14 protein-coding genes and 1 tRNA gene are annotated in these 19,081 nt (G+C 39.9%); 8 read left to right on the plus strand and 7 right to left on the minus strand.

Annotated elements, in window-relative coordinates:
• The first annotated feature begins 4 nt into the window (after positions 1-4).
• Positions 5-1,693 (plus strand): S8 family serine peptidase, encoded by a 1,689-nt coding sequence (locus tag LA303_RS06915; protein ID WP_240524559.1) that lies wholly within the window; start codon positions 5-7, stop codon positions 1,691-1,693.
• Between the two features lie 31 nt (positions 1,694-1,724).
• On the opposite strand, the gene LA303_RS06920 is transcribed toward LA303_RS06915, so the two are convergent.
• From LA303_RS06920 to LA303_RS06935, 4 genes are read right to left on the minus strand one after another with little or no spacing between them, the layout of a single operon-like run.
• The gene (locus tag LA303_RS06920; RefSeq protein ID WP_240524560.1) at positions 1,725-2,903 is read right to left on the minus strand and encodes a Pycsar system effector family protein; all 1,179 of its coding nucleotides are present in this window, start codon (positions 2,901-2,903) and stop codon (positions 1,725-1,727) included.
• A gap of 22 nt (positions 2,904-2,925) precedes the next feature.
• Complete coding sequence (locus LA303_RS06925; RefSeq protein ID WP_240524561.1) at positions 2,926-6,642, minus strand: BamA/TamA family outer membrane protein; 3,717 nt, start codon at positions 6,640-6,642, stop codon at positions 2,926-2,928.
• Positions 6,643-6,684: 42 nt separating this feature from the next.
• Positions 6,685-7,632 (minus strand): SdiA-regulated domain-containing protein, encoded by a 948-nt coding sequence (locus tag LA303_RS06930; RefSeq protein ID WP_240524562.1) that lies wholly within the window; start codon positions 7,630-7,632, stop codon positions 6,685-6,687.
• Positions 7,629-8,975 (minus strand): adenylate/guanylate cyclase domain-containing protein, encoded by a 1,347-nt coding sequence (locus LA303_RS06935; RefSeq protein ID WP_240524563.1) that lies wholly within the window; start codon positions 8,973-8,975, stop codon positions 7,629-7,631. Before LA303_RS06935 ends, LA303_RS06930 begins: the two co-directional genes overlap by 4 nt.
• Before the next feature lie 556 nt (positions 8,976-9,531).
• Here LA303_RS06935 and kdsB point away from each other — a divergent pair.
• The 7 genes from kdsB (at position 9,532) to LA303_RS06970 (ending at position 15,096) form a co-directional block, all read left to right on the plus strand.
• On the plus strand, positions 9,532-10,308 hold the full coding sequence (kdsB, locus tag LA303_RS06940; RefSeq protein ID WP_240524564.1) for a 3-deoxy-manno-octulosonate cytidylyltransferase: 777 nt from the start codon (positions 9,532-9,534) through the stop codon (positions 10,306-10,308).
• 208 nt (positions 10,309-10,516) lie between these two features.
• Positions 10,517-11,053 carry an REP-associated tyrosine transposase gene (locus LA303_RS06945; RefSeq protein ID WP_240524565.1) on the plus strand — a complete coding sequence of 179 codons (537 nt, stop codon included), beginning with the start codon at positions 10,517-10,519 and terminating at the stop codon, positions 11,051-11,053.
• Between the two features lie 205 nt (positions 11,054-11,258).
• Positions 11,259-11,765: a hypothetical protein gene (locus LA303_RS06950; RefSeq protein WP_240524566.1), complete on the plus strand. Its 507-nt coding sequence runs from the start codon at positions 11,259-11,261 to the stop codon at positions 11,763-11,765.
• Positions 11,766-13,032: 1,267 nt separating this feature from the next.
• Entirely contained in the window at positions 13,033-13,650 is a 618-nt protein-coding gene (locus tag LA303_RS06955) for a hypothetical protein (protein WP_240524567.1), read from the plus strand.
• Positions 13,647-14,117, plus strand: coding sequence for a hypothetical protein (locus LA303_RS06960; RefSeq protein WP_240524568.1), 471 nt, complete (start codon positions 13,647-13,649; stop codon positions 14,115-14,117). Before LA303_RS06955 ends, LA303_RS06960 begins: the two co-directional genes overlap by 4 nt.
• A 141-nt stretch (positions 14,118-14,258) precedes the next feature.
• A complete protein-coding gene (locus LA303_RS06965; RefSeq protein ID WP_240524569.1) occupies positions 14,259-14,639 on the plus strand; it encodes a hypothetical protein in 381 nt (126 codons plus the stop codon).
• Between the two features lie 238 nt (positions 14,640-14,877).
• Complete coding sequence (locus tag LA303_RS06970; RefSeq protein ID WP_240524570.1) at positions 14,878-15,096, plus strand: hypothetical protein; 219 nt, start codon at positions 14,878-14,880, stop codon at positions 15,094-15,096.
• A 254-nt stretch (positions 15,097-15,350) separates the two neighbouring features.
• Here the strand turns inward: LA303_RS06970 and LA303_RS06975 are convergent, their stop codons facing one another.
• The 3 genes from LA303_RS06975 to LA303_RS06985 form a co-directional block, all read right to left on the minus strand.
• Positions 15,351-16,520 (minus strand): IS256 family transposase, encoded by a 1,170-nt coding sequence (locus LA303_RS06975; protein WP_240524571.1) that lies wholly within the window; start codon positions 16,518-16,520, stop codon positions 15,351-15,353.
• Between the two features lie 156 nt (positions 16,521-16,676).
• Positions 16,677-16,751: transfer RNA gene (locus tag LA303_RS06980), tRNA-Asp, on the minus strand.
• Positions 16,752-16,826: 75 nt separating this feature from the next.
• Positions 16,827-18,926, minus strand: a complete 2,100-nt coding sequence (locus LA303_RS06985) for a ComEC/Rec2 family competence protein (RefSeq protein WP_240524572.1) — start codon at positions 18,924-18,926, stop codon at positions 16,827-16,829.
• Between the last annotated feature and the right edge of the window lie 155 nt (positions 18,927-19,081).

Below are 19,081 nucleotides of genomic sequence, written 5' to 3' on the forward strand. Positions count from 1 at the left end.
ACCGATGAAAAAAGTATTTCTCTTTCTGTTGCTCTTATTGTTTACCGTTGTAACGGCTTTCGCCCAGATTGCTCCCAACAAATATTATATTCAGTTTACCGACAAGAAAAATTCGCCTTATTCGATAGAACATCCCGAAGAATTTTTGACGGCAAGGGCTTTGGCACGCAGGGCCAGGTTTCATATTCCCATCAAAGAAAACGACCTTCCTGTCAACCCGCAATATGTGGATTCGGTGGCCGAAACCGGAGTGAAAATACTGAATACCAGTCGCTGGCTTAACGGGGTTACGGTTTATACCACCGATACCGCGTTGATCGACAGTATACGTCATTTTTCTTTTGTGGAGAGTACGCTAAAATTTGCACCTGTCCGAAACCAAAAAAACAAGAAGAGAAATAAATTTGAAATAGAAAAGCAGCTCCCGGCAACATCTTATCGTGTGGGGATTAAAAGCTCGGATACTTTGGAAAAACTATATGGATCGGCGTGGACACAGATAAATCAGATTAACGGAACTTTTCTTCACGAAAAAGGGTTCCGGGGCGAAGGCATGGTGATTGCCGTGCTGGATGCCGGGTATAGCAGCGTTCCGACCCAACCGTTGTTTGACAGTTTACGAAATGACCAGCGGATTTTAGGGACTAAAGATTTTGTCAATCCGGGCGGCGATGTTTATCCGCCGCATTACCATGGCAGGATGGTGCTTTCGTGTATGGCCGCTGATGATCCCGGGATCATGGTTGGTACTGCGCCGAAAGCTTCGTATTGGCTTTTGCGTTCGGAAGATGCTTATACTGAAAACGTCATAGAAGAGTACAACTGGGTTTCGGCTGCCGAGTTTGCCGACAGCGTAGGGGCCGATATCATCAACAGTTCGCTGGGATACATTGATTTTGATGACACTACTTTTTCGCATCCTTATTCGGATATGAACGGACATACCTGCATTTCAACAATAGGTGCTGAAATTGCGGCCAGCAAAGGAATTCTGGTAGTTAACAGCGCCGGAAACAGCGGGCAGAACACCTCTTTTCCGTGGATGGGAGCTCCGGCTGACGGCGACAGTGTGCTTACGGCAGGAGCTGTAACGGCTACCGGAATAAGAGCCTCTTTCAGCTCTATCGGTCCCACTTATGACGGGCGAATCAAACCTACGTTGATGGCTATGGGAGAGAGTGATGCTGTGGCCGATGCTGTGGATTCTGTGGTCAGGGCCAGCGGAACATCTTTTTCTTCGCCGGTACTTGCCGGCATGTGTGCCTGCTTGTGGGAAGCACATCCGGATGCCACCAACATGCAAATTATCGAAGCCTTGAAAAAAACGGCTTCACTGGCTGACTCTCCCAATAACCTGATGGGCTGGGGCATTCCTGATTTTGCCCAAGCCGATGCGTATCTTACGCAGCTTCTTGGTATTCCTGTTCTGAAAACAACCGGAAAGAACTTTAAAGTTTGGCCCAATCCTTTCACGGATGGTTTTTCGTTGGAAACGCCGCCAGATCTTACCGGCGATGTAACCGTTATGCTCTTTTCGCTGGAAGGCGAAAAAGTCTTCTCAAGAACTTTTCGTAGCGGTCAATCTCAGTTGCTGGTATCTGATCCGGTACTGGCGCGTTTGCCGCACGGTGTTTATCTGCTGAAACTTACCGGAACCGGAACGGTGTCTTACGGCAAAGTAATAAAAAGATAAAATCCGGCAATCCCGTTTACGGGAAGCAGCATCAGATATTAATAAAGGCAAAAACGAAGAAAAGGGCCGAGATGATGATGCCGAACATAAACACGTTGTAAGCTACGCGCAGCAGCTTGTATTTTTTGGCCAGCACTTTTCCCAGCGAATACTGGTCTAAAATCATGGTGGAATAGAGCAGGTTGTCGTTTTTCATCAGTTCGCCGATGGCCCACTCGTAATCTTCCAGTTCCATGTTGTAGAAGTTTCCGAAAAACAAGAGGTTCACTTTCTTCTGTTTGATTTCGTTTTTGTCAAATGTGCCCGATGAAACATGCGGACGGGTGGAAAGGATGGCGAATACAATTGTTACCAAACTGAAAAACAAAAAGATAAGTGTTGGTAGAATAATGTTTGGGGTTTCTTCAAAACGCGAAACCAATACGGTCATGGTAATGGATATCATGATGGCATTGACGGAAATCAGGATGTTGGACTTTTTGTCGGCAATGGAACTCAGATTGATTTGCATACGGGCTGTATTGCGAAACATGGATTCCACGCCTCTTGAGTAACTCCTGGTTTTCTTCTTATGGTGTTTTTTCATTTTTTTCTCTTTTTTTAATTCAAGTTTTTCGATTTCATCTTGTATCCGTTGAAAATTCTTTTCTTTCAGGGGTTGAAGCTCCCGGCGAGCATAATCGGTAAAATAATGGTGTTTTTGAAAGAATTCCACTGATATTTTATGAAATTTTCGTTTGTTGATTTTATGGCCGGAAGTGCTGTTCCATTCCTGCCGCATTTTTTCAATTCGTTCGAAATAGTCGTGTTCGGCAAGATGGGCCATGTCTGCATCACAAAGCACCTGAGCCAGTTCATCTTTCGGCGTTTGCGGAATATGGGTCGCCAGAATACAATTTTTTACCCGGGTGATGATTTCTGCCGGAATATCTTTTGATTGTAAAAATCCGGTTGCCAGTGCGGCACTGGCTTCCTCGTGGTTTTCAGCTCCTGAAATATAGCCAGCATCGTGAAACCAGGCACAAATGCTGACGAGATAAATTTCCGTATCGGTCAGTCCGCTGTTTCTGCCAATCAATTCGGCCTTTTCAGCCACATACCGGGCATGTTCTTCTGTATGAAAAGTGATGCCGGACGTTAATTTTTCTTTTAACAACTGGCTCACATACTTTTTTGTTTGTTCGACCAAATCAGGGGTTATTTCTTTCATGACAGATCGTTTTTAAATTATTTTAAAACAAATAGTTAAATGAAAAAGTAATAAAACTGTCTTCTGCAGAACGGTTGTAGTTTAAAGTTAATGCGCTGAGTTTGAATGGAATTAGCCATAACCCGGCGCCGTAGCCGTCATGCCATTTCTTGGAAGATTCGTTGTTCACCCACACTCTTCCCACATCGTTAAACAGCACAATGCCAAACTCTCCGTTTAAGATATACGTGTTGATATTGGTGATTTTAAACCGGATATCCGTATTTTGGTAAAAGGAATAATCGCCGGCAAACCGGTTGCTTCTGAACCCGCGCAGGTTTGTTTTTCCGCCGAGAAAATTGGCGTAATAAAAATCATAATCCCCCCAGTTTACGGCGCCACCGACACGCAGGGCAAAAACCACCCGCGGATCTTTCCGGAAACTCACATAAAACCTTAAATCGGAAGTGGTTTTAATAAAGTTGTTTCCGGTGCTTTCCAGGCTGTAATATCCCCGCATTTCCGTTTTCCAGTAAATGCCGCTTTGGGGTAAAATCCGGTTGTCGCGCGTGTCGATATTGAACAGGGCATTGATCCCGACATAATTATGCCCTGAATAGGCAGCAGAATCCAACGTTTGGGGATAAAGGCTGCCGATAAACCGGCCGGCTGTATCGGTAACCGTAAAATGTTGATAAAACAATCCGAAACCATAGTAAATTTTGGGACTGACCACATGCCTGAGCATCGGATTGATCCGGGCATACTTGTATCTGACCCGGTAATATTTTTTATCATCGGTTTTTTTAACCGTTTCGTTTCCCAGGCCGAAATAGTTATCCACGCTTCGCGGGAAACTGAGATCAGCATTGATGTACAAATCAAAAGATCGTGAAACAGCCGTAAACAGTCCCTGATATTTAATGGCAAAAGCGCCGGTTTGGAAAGCGATTCTGCCTTCAATTTTCTGAATGGTCGAATCCCTGAAATTATAATGATTCATTTTTACGCCGCCACCCAGAAAAACACCATCGTCGATATTGTATCCGGCCCACAGCAACGGCATGGTTTTGTCATATTTAAATTGCCGGCGGTTGTAGGTGTTGACTGATTTGTTTTTTGAGAGTTGCAGGCGTGTTTCCGGGCCTTTTTGTATGAAATTATGTTTGTCTTTTCTGTCATATACGATGGTTTTCTTTCCCAGCCCTTTTACGCTGGACCGGTCGATAATCGAGTCGTTTCCTTTTCCACCGATAATTCTGATTTTGATTCCTTTATCTCCGGTTCCGGTTACTTTGAACAGGTCTTTTCCGCCGAGTCCGTATAACCTGATTTCTTTGGTTTCGTCATAATTGAATTGCCGGTGATAGAGAAGGTTTTTAATTTTTCCCTTTTTGCGGCTCATGGCAAAGACCGACACTTCGGTATTTCCGTTGTTTTCTCGTTTTACATCAAAAAACTCTCTTTTATTGGTACCTGTAACATCCACATCTTTGGCAAGAATCCGGTAATATTCCCGGGCATAGCGGTCAAGATCGTTTCTTCGGGCTTTCAGCTTGTTTTCGATTTCGGTTCCGGTTGAATCGTAAATGTTTTTCGGCATTTTTAACAATCCCTGCCGGATTACCGAATCAGTGAGGTTTTTTTGAATAAAATGGGCTGCGTTCAGCCAGTCGTTCAAAGAGAGTTGGGTTAAAAACGAGCGGTCGAAATAACGGGCATTATAATTCAGCCCGGCAATATTTTTTATGGTATCTTCAAAATTCTGAAATTTCGGCATCAGCCATTTACGCCGGGCGAGCCAAAAAATAACCCCGCTACCGGAAAAATAAGCCTGGTCGCGATCGCGCGGAATAGGACGATAGGTGGTTTTGTCATCGTTTTTAAAAGAAGCCCACCGCCATTGGTCGTCGTGCCGGTCCCAGTCGTTTATCAGCATGTCAAACAAGCGGGCTTTTACCACCGAAGGCTGATCCACGAAATGATGGTGGTCTTTTTCGGTTTTTTTTACCACTTTCGCCGTGCTCACAATGTTTTTCGAAAAACCGAAGCTGGCCAGGTTTTGCCAGTTTCCGGCAGGACGTTCTTCGAAGAGATAAGCGCCGTTGGCGAGTTCGTCCCGATAGACGCCAAGATTCGGATCGTCGGGTACCCAGAAAATCTTCGGATGCGTGTGCATCACGCCAATGGCATGGGCCATAGGCGGAAGGGTAACGGCGGCAAAAGGATGCGAAGCGGAAATAGCATCCTGAACCGGTTTGGCGAGCAGTGTGTTCCGAAAATATTCGGGCAGCGCTTTATCCACATATTTGTTTACTGACCGCAAAACATATTGGTGCCCGTTTTTGTCTTTTAACCGTACCGAACGGGTTTGCATGCCGCCGCCTCTTTTGATAATGGTCAGGCCGCCTTTTTCTTTGCTGATGTTAAATACCGGCAGTGTTACTTTGGCATCCCAGATGTTGCGATAATTGTCGCCCATCATAAACCGCTGACATTTTCCGACTTCGTACTCATTGGTAATGCGCACCCGAATACTGTCGGGAAAGCGAAAAACGGTTTTGGACGTATCGGCTTTTTGCGGATGAAATACCGGTTTTGTAAAAAGCTTTTTTGCAAAAACAAGCTTTCCGCCGGCATGGCTGCTGTCCACACGAATGATTTTCATCACGACATCGCCGTTGGCATAAAAAGAAAGCTGGTTGAATCCGCTACACTGACAGGCAAAATCGGCTTTCTTGGGTTTTCGGGCAATATAGGTAGCCTTTCCACCGGCACCGCTGATGATATGAAACAGGCTGTCTTTACTGATATATTCCAGGTTGTGTTCGTGACCGGCAGCATAAATAACATCGGGATATCTTTTGAAGATGGAAAGCATTGTTTTGCGGAATTCTTTGTAAACGGGATGGGCAAAATCCTGAATGTCGCCCAAATATTTCCGGTAGCCGACATAAATAAATCCCGGCAACGGAATGTAAGCCCAGGAATAAAAATCCAGTAACGGGAACAACAGGTCGTATGCCGGAAAATATCCACCGTGTTCGCCCACACTGTACAAGGGATGATGTGCCACGAAAATTACTTTTTTGTCTTGATTTCGTTTCAGGGCATCTTCAATTTGCAGGAAAATTTCCCCTTTGTCCGTAAATCCGCATTCTCCGTTTTTTCCGGGCTTGGCGTTTTGCTGAAACCACCATTGCGAATCAAAAATGACAAGCGTAATATCGGGGGTAAGCGCTACTTCTACCGGTCCGGGACATCCGCCGTCAGGCAAAAAGACATTGCCGCGGTGTAAGGATTTCTCAATAAACCGTTCTTCGTTTTTTACCGATTCCCAGCCTTGTTTTCTGCCCTGGGCCCAGTCGTGGTTTCCCGGAATGAAATATACTTTACCCGGATAATGGTCGAAGGTGTGTAAGATTTCGGTCAGGTTTCTTTTGGCGGCCGGATAACCTTTGTCGGTAGAATCAGGAAGGCCAAACGGATAATCAATATCGCCCAAAACAACGACGGTACTGTTTTTTCCGGCTTTGTCCATGTAATGCCGAAGCAGTTTCCGGGTTTGTACGCCGATAGCATAATTTTTCAGGTCGCCGATCAGGAAAACCGTATATAACAGCCTGGAAGTATCTTCTTTGAAAGTGGTTTTCCAATTTGCCACCCTCGGGGCATAAAAAATTCGCTGCGGTCTGACTGTCAGGCTGAAAGTTAAAAAAACCGTCAGCAAAAAGAGTTTGTATTTTAGTGTTATTTTCATGAATTCATCATTTTTTATTCCATTGCCCAGGGCAAATTTGTCTTAGTATCTCCGGTTAAAACGGTAAATTTTTCCTTTACTGTCTTTTCCTTCGTTGGCAATGTACAGTGTTCCGCCGGGGCCAAAGCAAATTCCTTCGGGCTGGATATGAACTTTTGACCGAAGCGTCGCCAGGCTAAGCAAAACGCCGTCGGCAGAAAATACAGCCAGCGCATTTCCCGACGATGCCAAAATATAATAATTTCCGGTACCCGGTTCTATAGCTATTGCTGATGGTTTAAAAGAAACATCACCTTCCGACGCATCCAAAAAAGCCAGCAATGCGATACCGGCACGGGTTAACGTATTGTAGCCTTTGTACTGTTTTATGGTATCCAGCGCGATGAGCAGAGCCGGGGTTTTATCCAGCTTTTTTGTTGCCAGCGGAAACCGGTAAACCGCCTTAAAACAGGCCGGATTCAGGTTTTCTATTTCATCACCTTCAGGAAAAGGATATCCTTTGCAGGCAATTAAAAGTTGCCGGTGAACGGTGTCGTATCCCAGTCCTTCGGCATTGTTTCTGCCCGATAAAATGGTGTTGTATTTGACCACCTTCGGATTCTTTTTCTTTAAAAAATCTTTGACTTCGTACAGCGTTCCGTTACTTTTCAGTACCCACGCATCATTCCCAACAATTTCAATGCCTTCGTAATCGCCTTTTTCGCCAAACTTAATTTGTTTTACGACTTCGCCTTTTTTCGTGTTAAAAACATAGATAATTCCTTTTTCGTCCTGTACGCAGGCCAGTTTATGGCGACTGATAAGGCTCAACCCGGAAATTTCCTTTAATTTTTCCGGCAATTTCCACCGTTTGTCAGGATGAGCCAGCTGGTAAGGATACGATGCCGATTTGTTTCTGACAAATAAAATATCACTTCCGTTTTCCTGCGCAAAAACAGAAAAAGGGACGGACAACAGCGCCAATATCCAGATGGTCAGTTTACCGTTCATGAATTTTTTGTTTGCGCGGTGGACGTTTCTTTGTATTTATAAAGCGAAACAGGATTTTTGCTTCCTTTTACCCTGGTTACTTCAAGCCATTCAAAATTTTCGCGGGTTTCGGGTTTCAACTGCTCGTACACTTCTTTGGAAATGAGCAGGCTGGTGTTGTATTTTTTATTGAGCTGTTCAATTCGCGAAGCCATGATAACCACCTTGCCGGTAATGGAATACTGCTTACGCGATGAAGAACCGATGTTTCCGGTAACAGCTTCGTCGTAATGAAGTCCGATACCGATCCGGGTGGGCGGAATATTTCTTTTTTCGCATTCCGCAGCCGTTCGTTCCACTATTTCGCAGGCGGCATCGGTGGCCTGCTGGCTGCTGTTGCCAATGGAAAAAGGTGCGCCGAAAGTGGCCATAAATCCATCCCCGAGAAACTGGTTAATCACTCCCTGATGGGCCTGTACAATATCAATCATAAAACCGAACAACGTGTTCAGATAATTAACGACTTCTTCCGGTTGATGTTGTTCGACAAAAGGGGTAAACTGCCGGATATCGAGAAACATAATGCAAACTTTTTTCCGGGCTCCGGAAAGATCGTCCTGTTCGTTTAATATATTTTCGGCAATTTGTGGTGAAATCTGCTGTCCGAACAAGTCAATCACCTTATTTTTCTCCCAAAGGGTATTCCACGAAACAATCATCTTTTTTCGGATAAGGTCGGCCACAAAACCTGCCGCAATTCCGGTAATAATCATAATCAGTCCCTGCCCGAGATACTGCATCCCCGTAAGTTTCGGATAAGCAGGATGCAGAACGCTTTCTACAGGATAAGTGGAATAATAAATGGCAATGGCAATGTATTCGGCGGCCGCCAATACGCCTGTAAAAACAGATAATTTGAAATTCAGCCGGAAAGTCGAAAGCACGATGAAAACAAAATAAGTTAACGTGGCCGGCATTTGTAAAATGACAGACTGGCCGGAATACTGAACAATAAAAATAAACAAAAGCGTCAGCAGGGTGATTTCGGAAAAGCTGTTGAAATAACCGAAAAAACGCGTGTTGTATAAAAAAGGTTTGTCTTTTTTTCCCAGAACGTAATGCATCAGGAACTCAAAAACAATTATTATCGCCGTAAAAATTAAAACATCATAAATGGCGATGGGCGTTTTAAACAAATGCAGATATTCTTTTCTGTAAAAAAAGTAGATAACCACCAAAGCAACAGCTTCCAGTCCCAAAAGTCCGATTAAAATGGCAGCCCGAAAGCGTTCACTTTTGGTTATTTCCTCGTTAAAAAGCTTTTCTATGGCAATGGTTCTTTGTTTTTTTAAATCATTTTTCATAGAACGGATCTGATGTGGTTTTTTTATTAATAACCGTTGATTTATTCATTTATGTAATAGTTTGCTTATGTCAAAGGTATGAATAAAACAGTAAAAGAAGAAAACCGTGTAAATCTGGTGGCTTTTTTAGCTGGGTGAATGGAAGTTGGATGTAAAATAAAACAGTGCAAGGTTGGATGCTGGGGAAAATAAGGCGTGCCGGATTCTTTTTCCGGAATCATTTTTTCATCGTAAATTGCAACGTTTTTTACTGACTTCTGAACCAACTGAAAAACTATCGGTATAGAAAAAGAATGTTTAAAAACCGAGACGGTATTTCGTTGTTTTTCTGGTGGTTAAGAAATTGAAAGGCCTTTCTTAAGGGATGGATGTGTTGCGGGTTTGCATGGCTCTGGGGACAAAAATGATGAAACAAAATTTGAATATAAAACCATTTAATTAGTAAAGGGGGATTATTATGCCAGGAACAGAATGATTTGGAAAAACAGGGCATCAGGAGGTGAATCTTCCTTTGTGTTTAAATGTTGTCTTATATTTACAGTTAATAAAAATGATAATGAAAAAGGTTTTAGGAATTATTCCGGCGCGTTATTCTTCTACTCGGCTTCCCGGAAAACCATTGGCTATGATTGGCGATAAGCCGATGATTCAGCATGTTTACGAAAATAGTAAGAAGGCATTGGAAACAGTTTATGTAGCGACAGACGATCAGAGAATTGTTGATGCCGTATTGTCTTTTGGCGGAAAAGTGGTAAAAACGGCGGCTTATCATCGTAGCGGAACCGAACGGTGTGCCGAGGCTGCTGTTTTGATTACTCAGTTAGAAAAAACAGATTTTGATATTGTTATAAATATTCAGGGGGATGAGCCTTTTTTCCATACGGAGCAACTCGACGATGTTAAGAAATGCTTTGATTCTCCAGATGTGGAAATTGCCACGTTGGTGACGGAAATTAAGGATAGCCGGCAGTTATTTGATAAAAATGAAGCCAAGGTTGTGATGGACAGGCAGGGGAATGCCATTTATTTCAGCCGCTCGCCCATTCCGTTTCTTCGTAATGAACCCAAAGAACATTGGGTCCGGTCGCATACTTTTTATGCTCATATGGGAATTTATGCTTTCCGTCATGATATCCTTCATGCACTGGTGAAGCTGCCACCTTCTCCGCTGGAAACAGCTGAATCGCTTGAACAATTGCGTTGGATTGAAAATGGCTATAAAATAAAATGTGGAATTACGGATATCGAAGAAACGGTATGTATTGACACTCCGGAAGATCTGGAAAGGGCCAATGCGTTGTATGAGAAATTAAAAAATAGCAATTTAACCTGATCTGCTTTTTAGCGTTTCGGGCTGATGTGCAAATATTTTGTGTGCTTTCTCAACTTGTTTTGATATGGAAATATTAATCATTTCGCCTCCAACTGGTTCAAGTCTTCACGCCCGGCCAATGCGTCAGCGAGACTTGGGCCAAACTTAAAACCCGATTTATATTAAAGAGGCAAAACCAAAGCCGGCAAAATTTCTTTATTTTTGAAACATGAGCAGCAAGTACAAATTCCATAATCCAGACGGAATTTATTTTGTAACATTTGCCGTTGTCAGATGGGTTGACGTGTTCACAAGAGATGTTTATCGTGAGATCATACTTGACAGTTTAAAATATTGCCAAAAAGAAAAAGGATTACGGTTACATGCTTATGTTATTATGACCAATCATCTTCACCTGATCATCTCAAGGGAAAGAAAAAATCTTTTGGAAAATATTCTGCGGGACTTTAAAAAGTTTACTTCATCTGCTCTGATTAAGGCAATAAAAGAAAATCCTTATGAAAGCAGAAAAGAATGGATGCTTGAGATTTTTGAAACGGAAGGGAGGAAGAACCCGAATAATAAACATTACCAGTTCTGGAGGCAAGATAATCATCCTGTTGAACTGACATCAAACAAAATGATGGATCAAAAACTGGATTATGTGCATAACAATCCGGTTAAGCAGGGTTTTGTTAACAGGCCGGAAGATTATCCATGGAGTAGTATGACAAATTATACCGGAGAAAAAGGGAAAAAGGGTTGATTGATGTTGAGATTATTCTATAATCGGGTTTTATGTGTTTATGTAATTTGTTAATTAGTGGCCCAAGTCAGCCACACGCGGAGCTTGCGCACAAGACTTGCGCCAGTTGGGGGGGAAACAAATTTATCTAAGCAAAGAATGCTAAATGACTATAAAGTAGACAAAAATATGGAACAAGATAACACAAGTCTAATCTAATAAAACTATGATTAACTTCAAATTTAAGGCTCCTAATTTTGATGTGTTCTATTCTAAATTTAGTGGAATTATTGGAGTAGAAATTGGCGTAGTATTAGGAGGTATATATTCAATGTTTTCATTTTGGGAGATTCAACTGTTTGCGTTGCCGGTAATTTTAGTACTTTTATTATCTAAATATAATAATACTATAACAGAAATTAGTATTGATGAAGAAAAACAAATTTTTATAATTTTTATCAATAGTTTCATAAATAAAAAAAAATACATAATAAATTTTACTGATTTAAAAGTTAATGTAAGGTTTAAATGGTTGCTGAATTATTATGGTGATGTTATTGAAATAAAAAATAAGAATAATATAATTGCAGTAATACCCATTGCCGGATCTGAATATAATAAAAGTGTTAAAAAGCACTTAATAAATTATTTCAAAGATATAAGTAATAAAAGTCCTATAAGTTATTCTGAAACAGAAAATGCAAAAAAGAGTATGGCTTGGTTTCTAAAATAAAGATTCCCGACTGGTCCAAGTCTTCCCGCCCGGCCTGCGCGGGAGCGAGACTTGGAACATAAAAAATTGGAACATCAAACCCTAAACTTTTTCTATCTTTATCACCGAAAATCAGACAGTATAATAACAGCATGAAAACCCGATATCCGTTTTTCGGCATCAACCACGCTGGTACAAGCCTTTCTGCCCGGTCTGTATGCAGGTTAATTAGTGGCCCAAGTCAGCCACGCGCGGAGCTTGCGCACAAGACTTGCGCCAAGGATGAGAAGATGAAAAATTAAATAATGTAAAAAAAGATTTTACAATAATTTTAAATTATAAAGATGAAAAAAATATTTTTGAGAATCGGTTTTTGGTCAAATATCGCTTTATATGCAAGTTATTTCCTGCTTTTTTTAGCAGTGATTTTGAACCTTGAAAGCGTAAAATCATTTATTCTGAGCAGTAATTTTAATAATATAAAATCTATTATTTCCTTATTTGTAGTAATTTTTTGGATATATAATTTAATTCTGTGGTCAAAATACGATAAGAAGACAGGTAATTTTCTTTTATTGTTTTTTTTAATAGGAATCTATACGCCATTCTATTATTTAAAAGCAGTAAGGAATAAGTGGATTTAATGCTCCCCATGAGAGCATTCCTATAAGTAATTAATATTCATAGATGAACTTTCAGCCTAAATACAGATCATATCAAAAGAGAGTGTGGAATCAAATAAATGCAACCATTATTTTATTTATTTCTATTGTAATGGTTTTATTCATTTTGTTGCCTATCACTAGTATTTTAACCATTTTGTATGGTTTGTTACTTGTTGTTTTGATTTTAATTCTTCGAATCTCTGTTATTCACAGGTTTTTTTTAAAACAATTAGAAATTGATAACAATGTTGGATATATTAGAATTATTGTTTTTAGGTATAACAAGTTGCACAGGGAATATTTTGCACCTTATAAGGAGATTAAAATAAGCATTGAACAAGTCTTTTTTTCTTTACGGCCGTATTATTGTATGAAAATATATATGAATAATAATCTAATTTTAAAACAATACGAATGTAATTCATGGAAGAAAAATGAGATGTATAATGTTTATAATGAACTTAAAAGATTGAAAAAAGAAAGTATAAAATCTAAAGATTAATATCTTAATAAAATGTGCTGGTTTTCTCGTTTGGTTTGTACAAGCAGGGTTGATGCAAACTAACTATATGCTAAACTTTCGATGTTGGTAAAAACAAAACGATTAGTAAAAATTATCAAGTATGCGATTAATTATTTATTCGATGATTTTCATTTTGACAGGAAATTCTTCAACAGGTCAAAATAATGTTCATCAAAAAGTTCTAAAAGATATCAGAACATGTATGCAATATAGAGAAGCCCGGTTATATAAAAAATTTGATATCTATAAAACATTGACAGAAGTTGAAAATTATTTCATTCAGGAGAAAATATTAAAAGATACCACAAAAGAATCTTATTTAAATGCACTACAGAAAATGTGTATTAATTCGGATTCTTTGTATTATAAAGATATTGCATTCAGGTTAAACAAGATAATCAATAATAGTGAGTGGCTGGAAGACCCTGCCGTTTTTTTAGCTCCGATAAGGTGTAACTATTTTATCATTCAAAGGGACAGTTTATCAAGTAGCAGGTTTTATGGAAAATATTTTAAAGCAGCTTTAAATTTCGACAAAAAAGGAGAGATTGATAATATGAGAATTAATAACAGATTAATACAAACCACTCCTGAATTCGACAAAATTGAGTTTCGAGCACCCATAATCATTTTACTGTATTTGAAAATAAATGCGTTTAAGTACCCTTTCCCCGAACAGGATCGGGTCTTCCCTAACTATAAAAAGTTTCTTAAATGAAAAGAACAACTATTTTTATCGTACTGATTATCACGCTGTTGTTTCTGTTTGTTTACCGGATTTTAAGCCCTGAATTCGATACGGAAACATTCGTGGCTCCAAATGGAAAAAATTATTTAACAAGGATTGATTATTGGAGTTTGAAGAAAAGACGTACCGTTTTTGTTTATGGTAAACTTGTAAATAAAAAAATACCAAATAAAAAATTGGAACCTCTTTATAATGCAAGTCTTACTGGTGGTTTCTGCTTAATGATGGAATGGAAAAATGATACTGCTGTATTTTATTCAGCAAGTGGCGAATTTAAAAATGATCTTCCAAATAAAATAAAACTTATTCAGTTAAATGGTCAAAATCCAAAAGATATGAAGAGATGGTTTGATATAAGAAATGATACAACTGGAAAATATATTGAATTCCATCAAAAATTCGTTCATCTTTTTTCAAAACATACAGAACATAAGTAACCTTATTGCAAAGTGCTGTTACACTGCAGAAAGAAGCCCAATTGGTACAAGTCTTTCTGTCTGGTTTGTGTGCAGGTTTATTAGTGGCCCAAGTCAGCTACAAGCGGAGCTTGCGCCAAAGATGTTTTTAAAGTTTAGGATATGAAAAAAAATAAGCGCATGGTCGCAATACTTGTTTTTGGAGTAATTTTACCTGTTATTGTATTAATTTTAATGTTTACATTCGAATCAGAACATATTAATTTACTAAATAAAGAATATGTACACGTTGAAACACAAGGTAAGATTGATGGAGTAATACATTCTATAAAATCTAGGAAAGGTGGTATCTATGTTGCTCTTAGTAACAATATAAAAGTACAATTACCCCCTTCTTGCAATTATTCATATGAAAAATCATATATTGATAATTTTTTACGTAGAGGAGATCTATTATTCAAACCCAAAAATAGCGATACTTTGTATGTATTTAGAAATGGGCAAAAATATTATTTTGTTTTAGGTAAGTTTATAAATAAATAAAGATGAAAAGAATTATTGTATTACTCATGGTGCTCGTTTTATTTTATGGTTGCAGAGACACAGCAAATAAGAATTTAGGAGATAGATATGTTTTATATATAGGGGATAGTTATTCAACAGCAATATTAAATTCCAAAAATACAGTAATATTCCGCCTGAAGTACTGGATTATGCTTTTGATTCCACATTTATTATTGCAGCCCAGCGTCCATGGGACAGTGTTCCGAATATTAATAATATGACCTATAGAGAAGCAAATAAAACATTTAAAGAAAGTACATTTTTACAATATTGGATACTAAACAAAAAAGAAAAGAATATTTATGTTGGATCTGACAGTATAAGGGAAAGAGCAATTTATTCTAATGTTTATGGCCCCTATAAATGGAAAGAATATTTACAAAAGCGAAAGGAATTGGGCGTTCCGGAAGATTTGAAATTAAAGAAAGAAGAGTAATCATCTAGTAATTGGTGCCCAAGTCAGCCACACGCGGAGCTTGCGCACAAGACTTGCGCCAAGGAGGGAGGGCAGGTGACATTCACCTGAAAATCTTAAGGCATCAATAAAGGTTTATACTAAAAATTAGGTATTGGGGTAGTATCCCTTTTTGTGTGTAATGAGCTCTTAAACTAAAAGCAAAGTTATTCATTTTTTAATTTTTTTTTAATGAATGGAAGTGAAGCGGAGGCGTAGCCGGAGCGAACTTCCATTCATTCTTCCCATTGTAATTTTTCCGTTTCATAATTTATTTTCGGTAACTTTCTTTGGTATGCACTTCTTGTCATAGCAACATATCCCAGCAACAATATAGTTGCCTCCGGATTAGGCAAAGCTCCCCGCATACGCGTTGTTCTTTTATAATCTCTGTTGAGACGTTCTATCCAATTGGTTGAGTAAATCATACTGTGAATTCTGTAATCATAATCAAGATAGGTAAAGTAGAGTTTGTAGCGTTGATTATAAACCATTCGCTTTATCGAAGGGTAATAGCGGCCCCATTTATTGCAAAAGTTTACCCAACGTTCCCATCCTTTGGATTTATTATCATAACGATCCCCTGTACGAAATACATCCTTAAAATCATCTGCCACCTGTGCTTTATCTTTTGGCTTAATGCGTTTTTGTACGTTGCGTTGCAGATGAATGGTACATAATTGAACTTCTGTACCCGGGAAATGTTTCCATATAGATGTTTCTATTGATGAAAGACTATCGCATACGATTAAACCGGCTTGTTTCATCCCTCGACTTTTTAAATCGATAAACACATCTTCCCACGCCTGAGCACTCTCGGTAGGAAAGTTGACAACAGCCAGAACCTCTCGTGTACGGTCTTTGCGTACCCCCAGAATAGTGTAATAAGCTTCTTTACTTACATGGTCTATTCTGCGTGTGTAGATAAAGGTGGCATCAATGTATAATATCGGATAGTAAGGTTCTAATGGCCTTTGCAACCACCTTTGTACATCGGAACGGGCAAACTCAAACATCCTGCTAATCTGACTTGTGCTGTACTGCCTGCCGTATATCTCCCCAAAGATATTCCCTACTTGTTCCGTGGTCAATCCCGCACCATACAAACTGAAAGCCATCCGCCTGCATTCTTCTTCCTGGTCTCGTAACAGACTTAACAAAATCGGATAAAAATGCCCTTTGCGACTTCGTGGAACCTGTAGTTCTAATATCTTTCCCTGTCCAAATGTCCTGCGTATGCGGTAGCCGTTGCTCATGTCGCCTTCCGATTTATTGTGCTCTTCCCGTTCGGCGCGCATCATCGCTTCAAGACTAATTTTTAAAACTTCCTGATATCCTCCTTCTTTTTCTGCAATTTCTCCTAAAATCTTTGTAATTTGCTCCTGTGTAAAGTGTATTCTTTTCATAAACTAAATGTTTTAAAGTTTTTCAACCTCAAATTTAGTTAAGATGCACTTTACACACTTTTTGGGATAATATCGGTATTGGCAATCTTTTGGGCACATTATTGCCACTTGGAAATAAAAAAGCCCCTGAAAATCAGGGGCTTGAGTTTAAAAAGGCGGTCTGGACGGGACTCGAACCCGCGACCCCCTGCGTGACAGGCAGGTATTCTAACCAAACTGAACTACCAGACCTTTTTGATGAACTCCCCTTAAATGGGACTGCAAAAATAAAGGCTTTTTTTAAATCTGCAAACAATTTTTGAAAAATTATTTTTGTGTTATGGATTTGATAAAAGCTCCTGTTTTTTGAGTGTCTATATAGCTGATTTTTAACTCTTTTAATTGGTGTGTGATTTTTGATTTTTCCCATTTCCGGAGCGATTTGTCCAAAATTACTCTCTGAAAGGAGATTGATTTTTCTATTTCGTGAAGGGAAGTTTTCCAGGGTGCCCGGCAAATTAAATAATTGACCTTTATTTTGTGTTGTAAAGCTGGGTAGTATTTTTGATGGGGGAGAGAGACAAAAAACCGGATTTTTCCGATTTGCCCGAATCCGGATTGGTAAAAAGCAAACCGGGTAAGCATATCTTTTCCGTTTAACGGAAAATCGTTTCTTTTCAGTTCCAATGCAATCCGCTCATTTTCCAAAAAGTAAGCCGTTTTTTCCGGATGGTTCAAAAGTCCGGTATCTATCAGCGTGATGTGTTGTTTCCCTGCTATCAGGTCGATGGCAGTATGGCGGGGTATGGCATAAACAATCAGCTTTTGCTGTTTCCATTGCTGATAATGGAATCCGGTGTGTATACTTTCCAGCAGGAGCATCAGGGCAAGCATCGGGAGAAGCAGATGTAAATTTTTGTGCTTTAACAGAAAATAAACCATGAACAGCAGGGCGAATACGCCAAAAACAATTATCCAGGGAAAATAAATGTCAACCATTACTGCATGGGGAAGAGAAGCCACAAAATGAACGATATGGACAAGGATGTCAATGGATTGGGCCAGGAGAAGAGCAAAGATTTTAGAGAGGAAAGGAACCGGAGAAAACAAAAGAAGAGCCAGCCCGAAAATGATGATGAAATAGGAGAGTAGAAAAACGGTAAGATTGGTCAGTAAAAAGTAAACCGGAAACTGATGGAAATAATGAGCGGCTATGGCAAAAGCTCCGGCTTGTGCGGAGAGGGAAACGGCCAGTACTGCCCAAAATATTTGCGGCAACCGATGACGAAAATAAACAGCCCGGTAAAGCGGAAAATAGAACAGAAAAATACCGCCTACTGCAGCGTAACTTAATTGGAATCCTACGTTGTAAAGCATCGGCGGATTGAACAGCAGAAGTAAAAATGCAGAAGCGGCCAACAGGTTGAAGCGGTCGTAATCGCGACCAAGCATTTCGGCAAAGATAAATAGCGAAAGCATGGTTGCTGCCCGTGTGACCGAAGGCGAAAGTCCGGTAAGCAGGGCATATCCCCAGATGATAAGTATCAATATTGCACGGCGTATGTTTTCTCCGTTTTTTAATCGCACAAGAAACCGGAGTAAAAAATGGAAAATAAGAAAAATGATTCCGACGTGAAGACCGGAAACGCAAAGAATATGTACGGCGCCTGCCGCCGTAAAGTTTTGGTAGATTTCCGGTTGAATCATTTCCTGTTTTCCCAGCAAAATAGCCGCTGCAATGGATTTTTCTGTTTTATTGAGCTTTTGTTGGTCGAGTATATGCAACAGTTTTTTTCTCCATCGGGCAAAGCGCCCGGAAAGAGAATGGGAAACGGGAGAACCAACGACACGCCATGAGTGGGAGTCGATGAAAACAGTGTATCCGATTTGCTGATTAGCCAGGTATTGCCGGTAATCAAATTCTCCCGGGTTTTGGGGAGCAGAAACCGGTTGGGGAGAACCGTAAAAAGTAATTCTTGCATCTTCCTGTAGCGAATCAGGAATTGAATTGCCTTTTAGAAAAACCAGGAGTTTAACGGGGGGTTGCCGGATATTTTCCGGAGTAACCGGCTTGCCTTTGAAGACAAACCGGATGGTTTGTTTTTTTAATATGGGATCGGAACAAATGCTTCCGCTCCAAAAAGTTCTTTTTGCCGGAATGGATAACCGGTAACGGGCTGTTTTTTGCAGTGTAAGAGTGATCCCTGCAAGAAACAAACCAAGATAAAGGAAAAAGGTGCTGATCCATCGATAACGATAGGCGGGGCGAAAAAAGTAAACCAGAACGATTGACAATATGAATATGGCTGATAACAGGTAAAAGACGGGCAGGGCAGGATAATTTTCCGGTAAAAGTTCGTGTGCAGCTATGATGCCGGCTACATAAAGAGGTAAGATGCGCAGAAAAGGGCGGCTCTGCCAGAACATGATAATTGTTGTTTTACAAACAATAATACATCCTTTTTAGGAGAAATGCAAGGGAGAAGAAAGGTGATTATCGCAGGTAAATGTGCCGAATGAAATTTTGATAAAGGTTTATACAAAAATGGGCTGTTTTGAATATTTAATCCCGAAGGATTGAA

Source organism: Candidatus Sulfidibacterium hydrothermale, from assembly GCF_020149915.1.
GTDB lineage: Bacteria > Bacteroidota > Bacteroidia > Bacteroidales > F082 > Sulfidibacterium > Sulfidibacterium hydrothermale.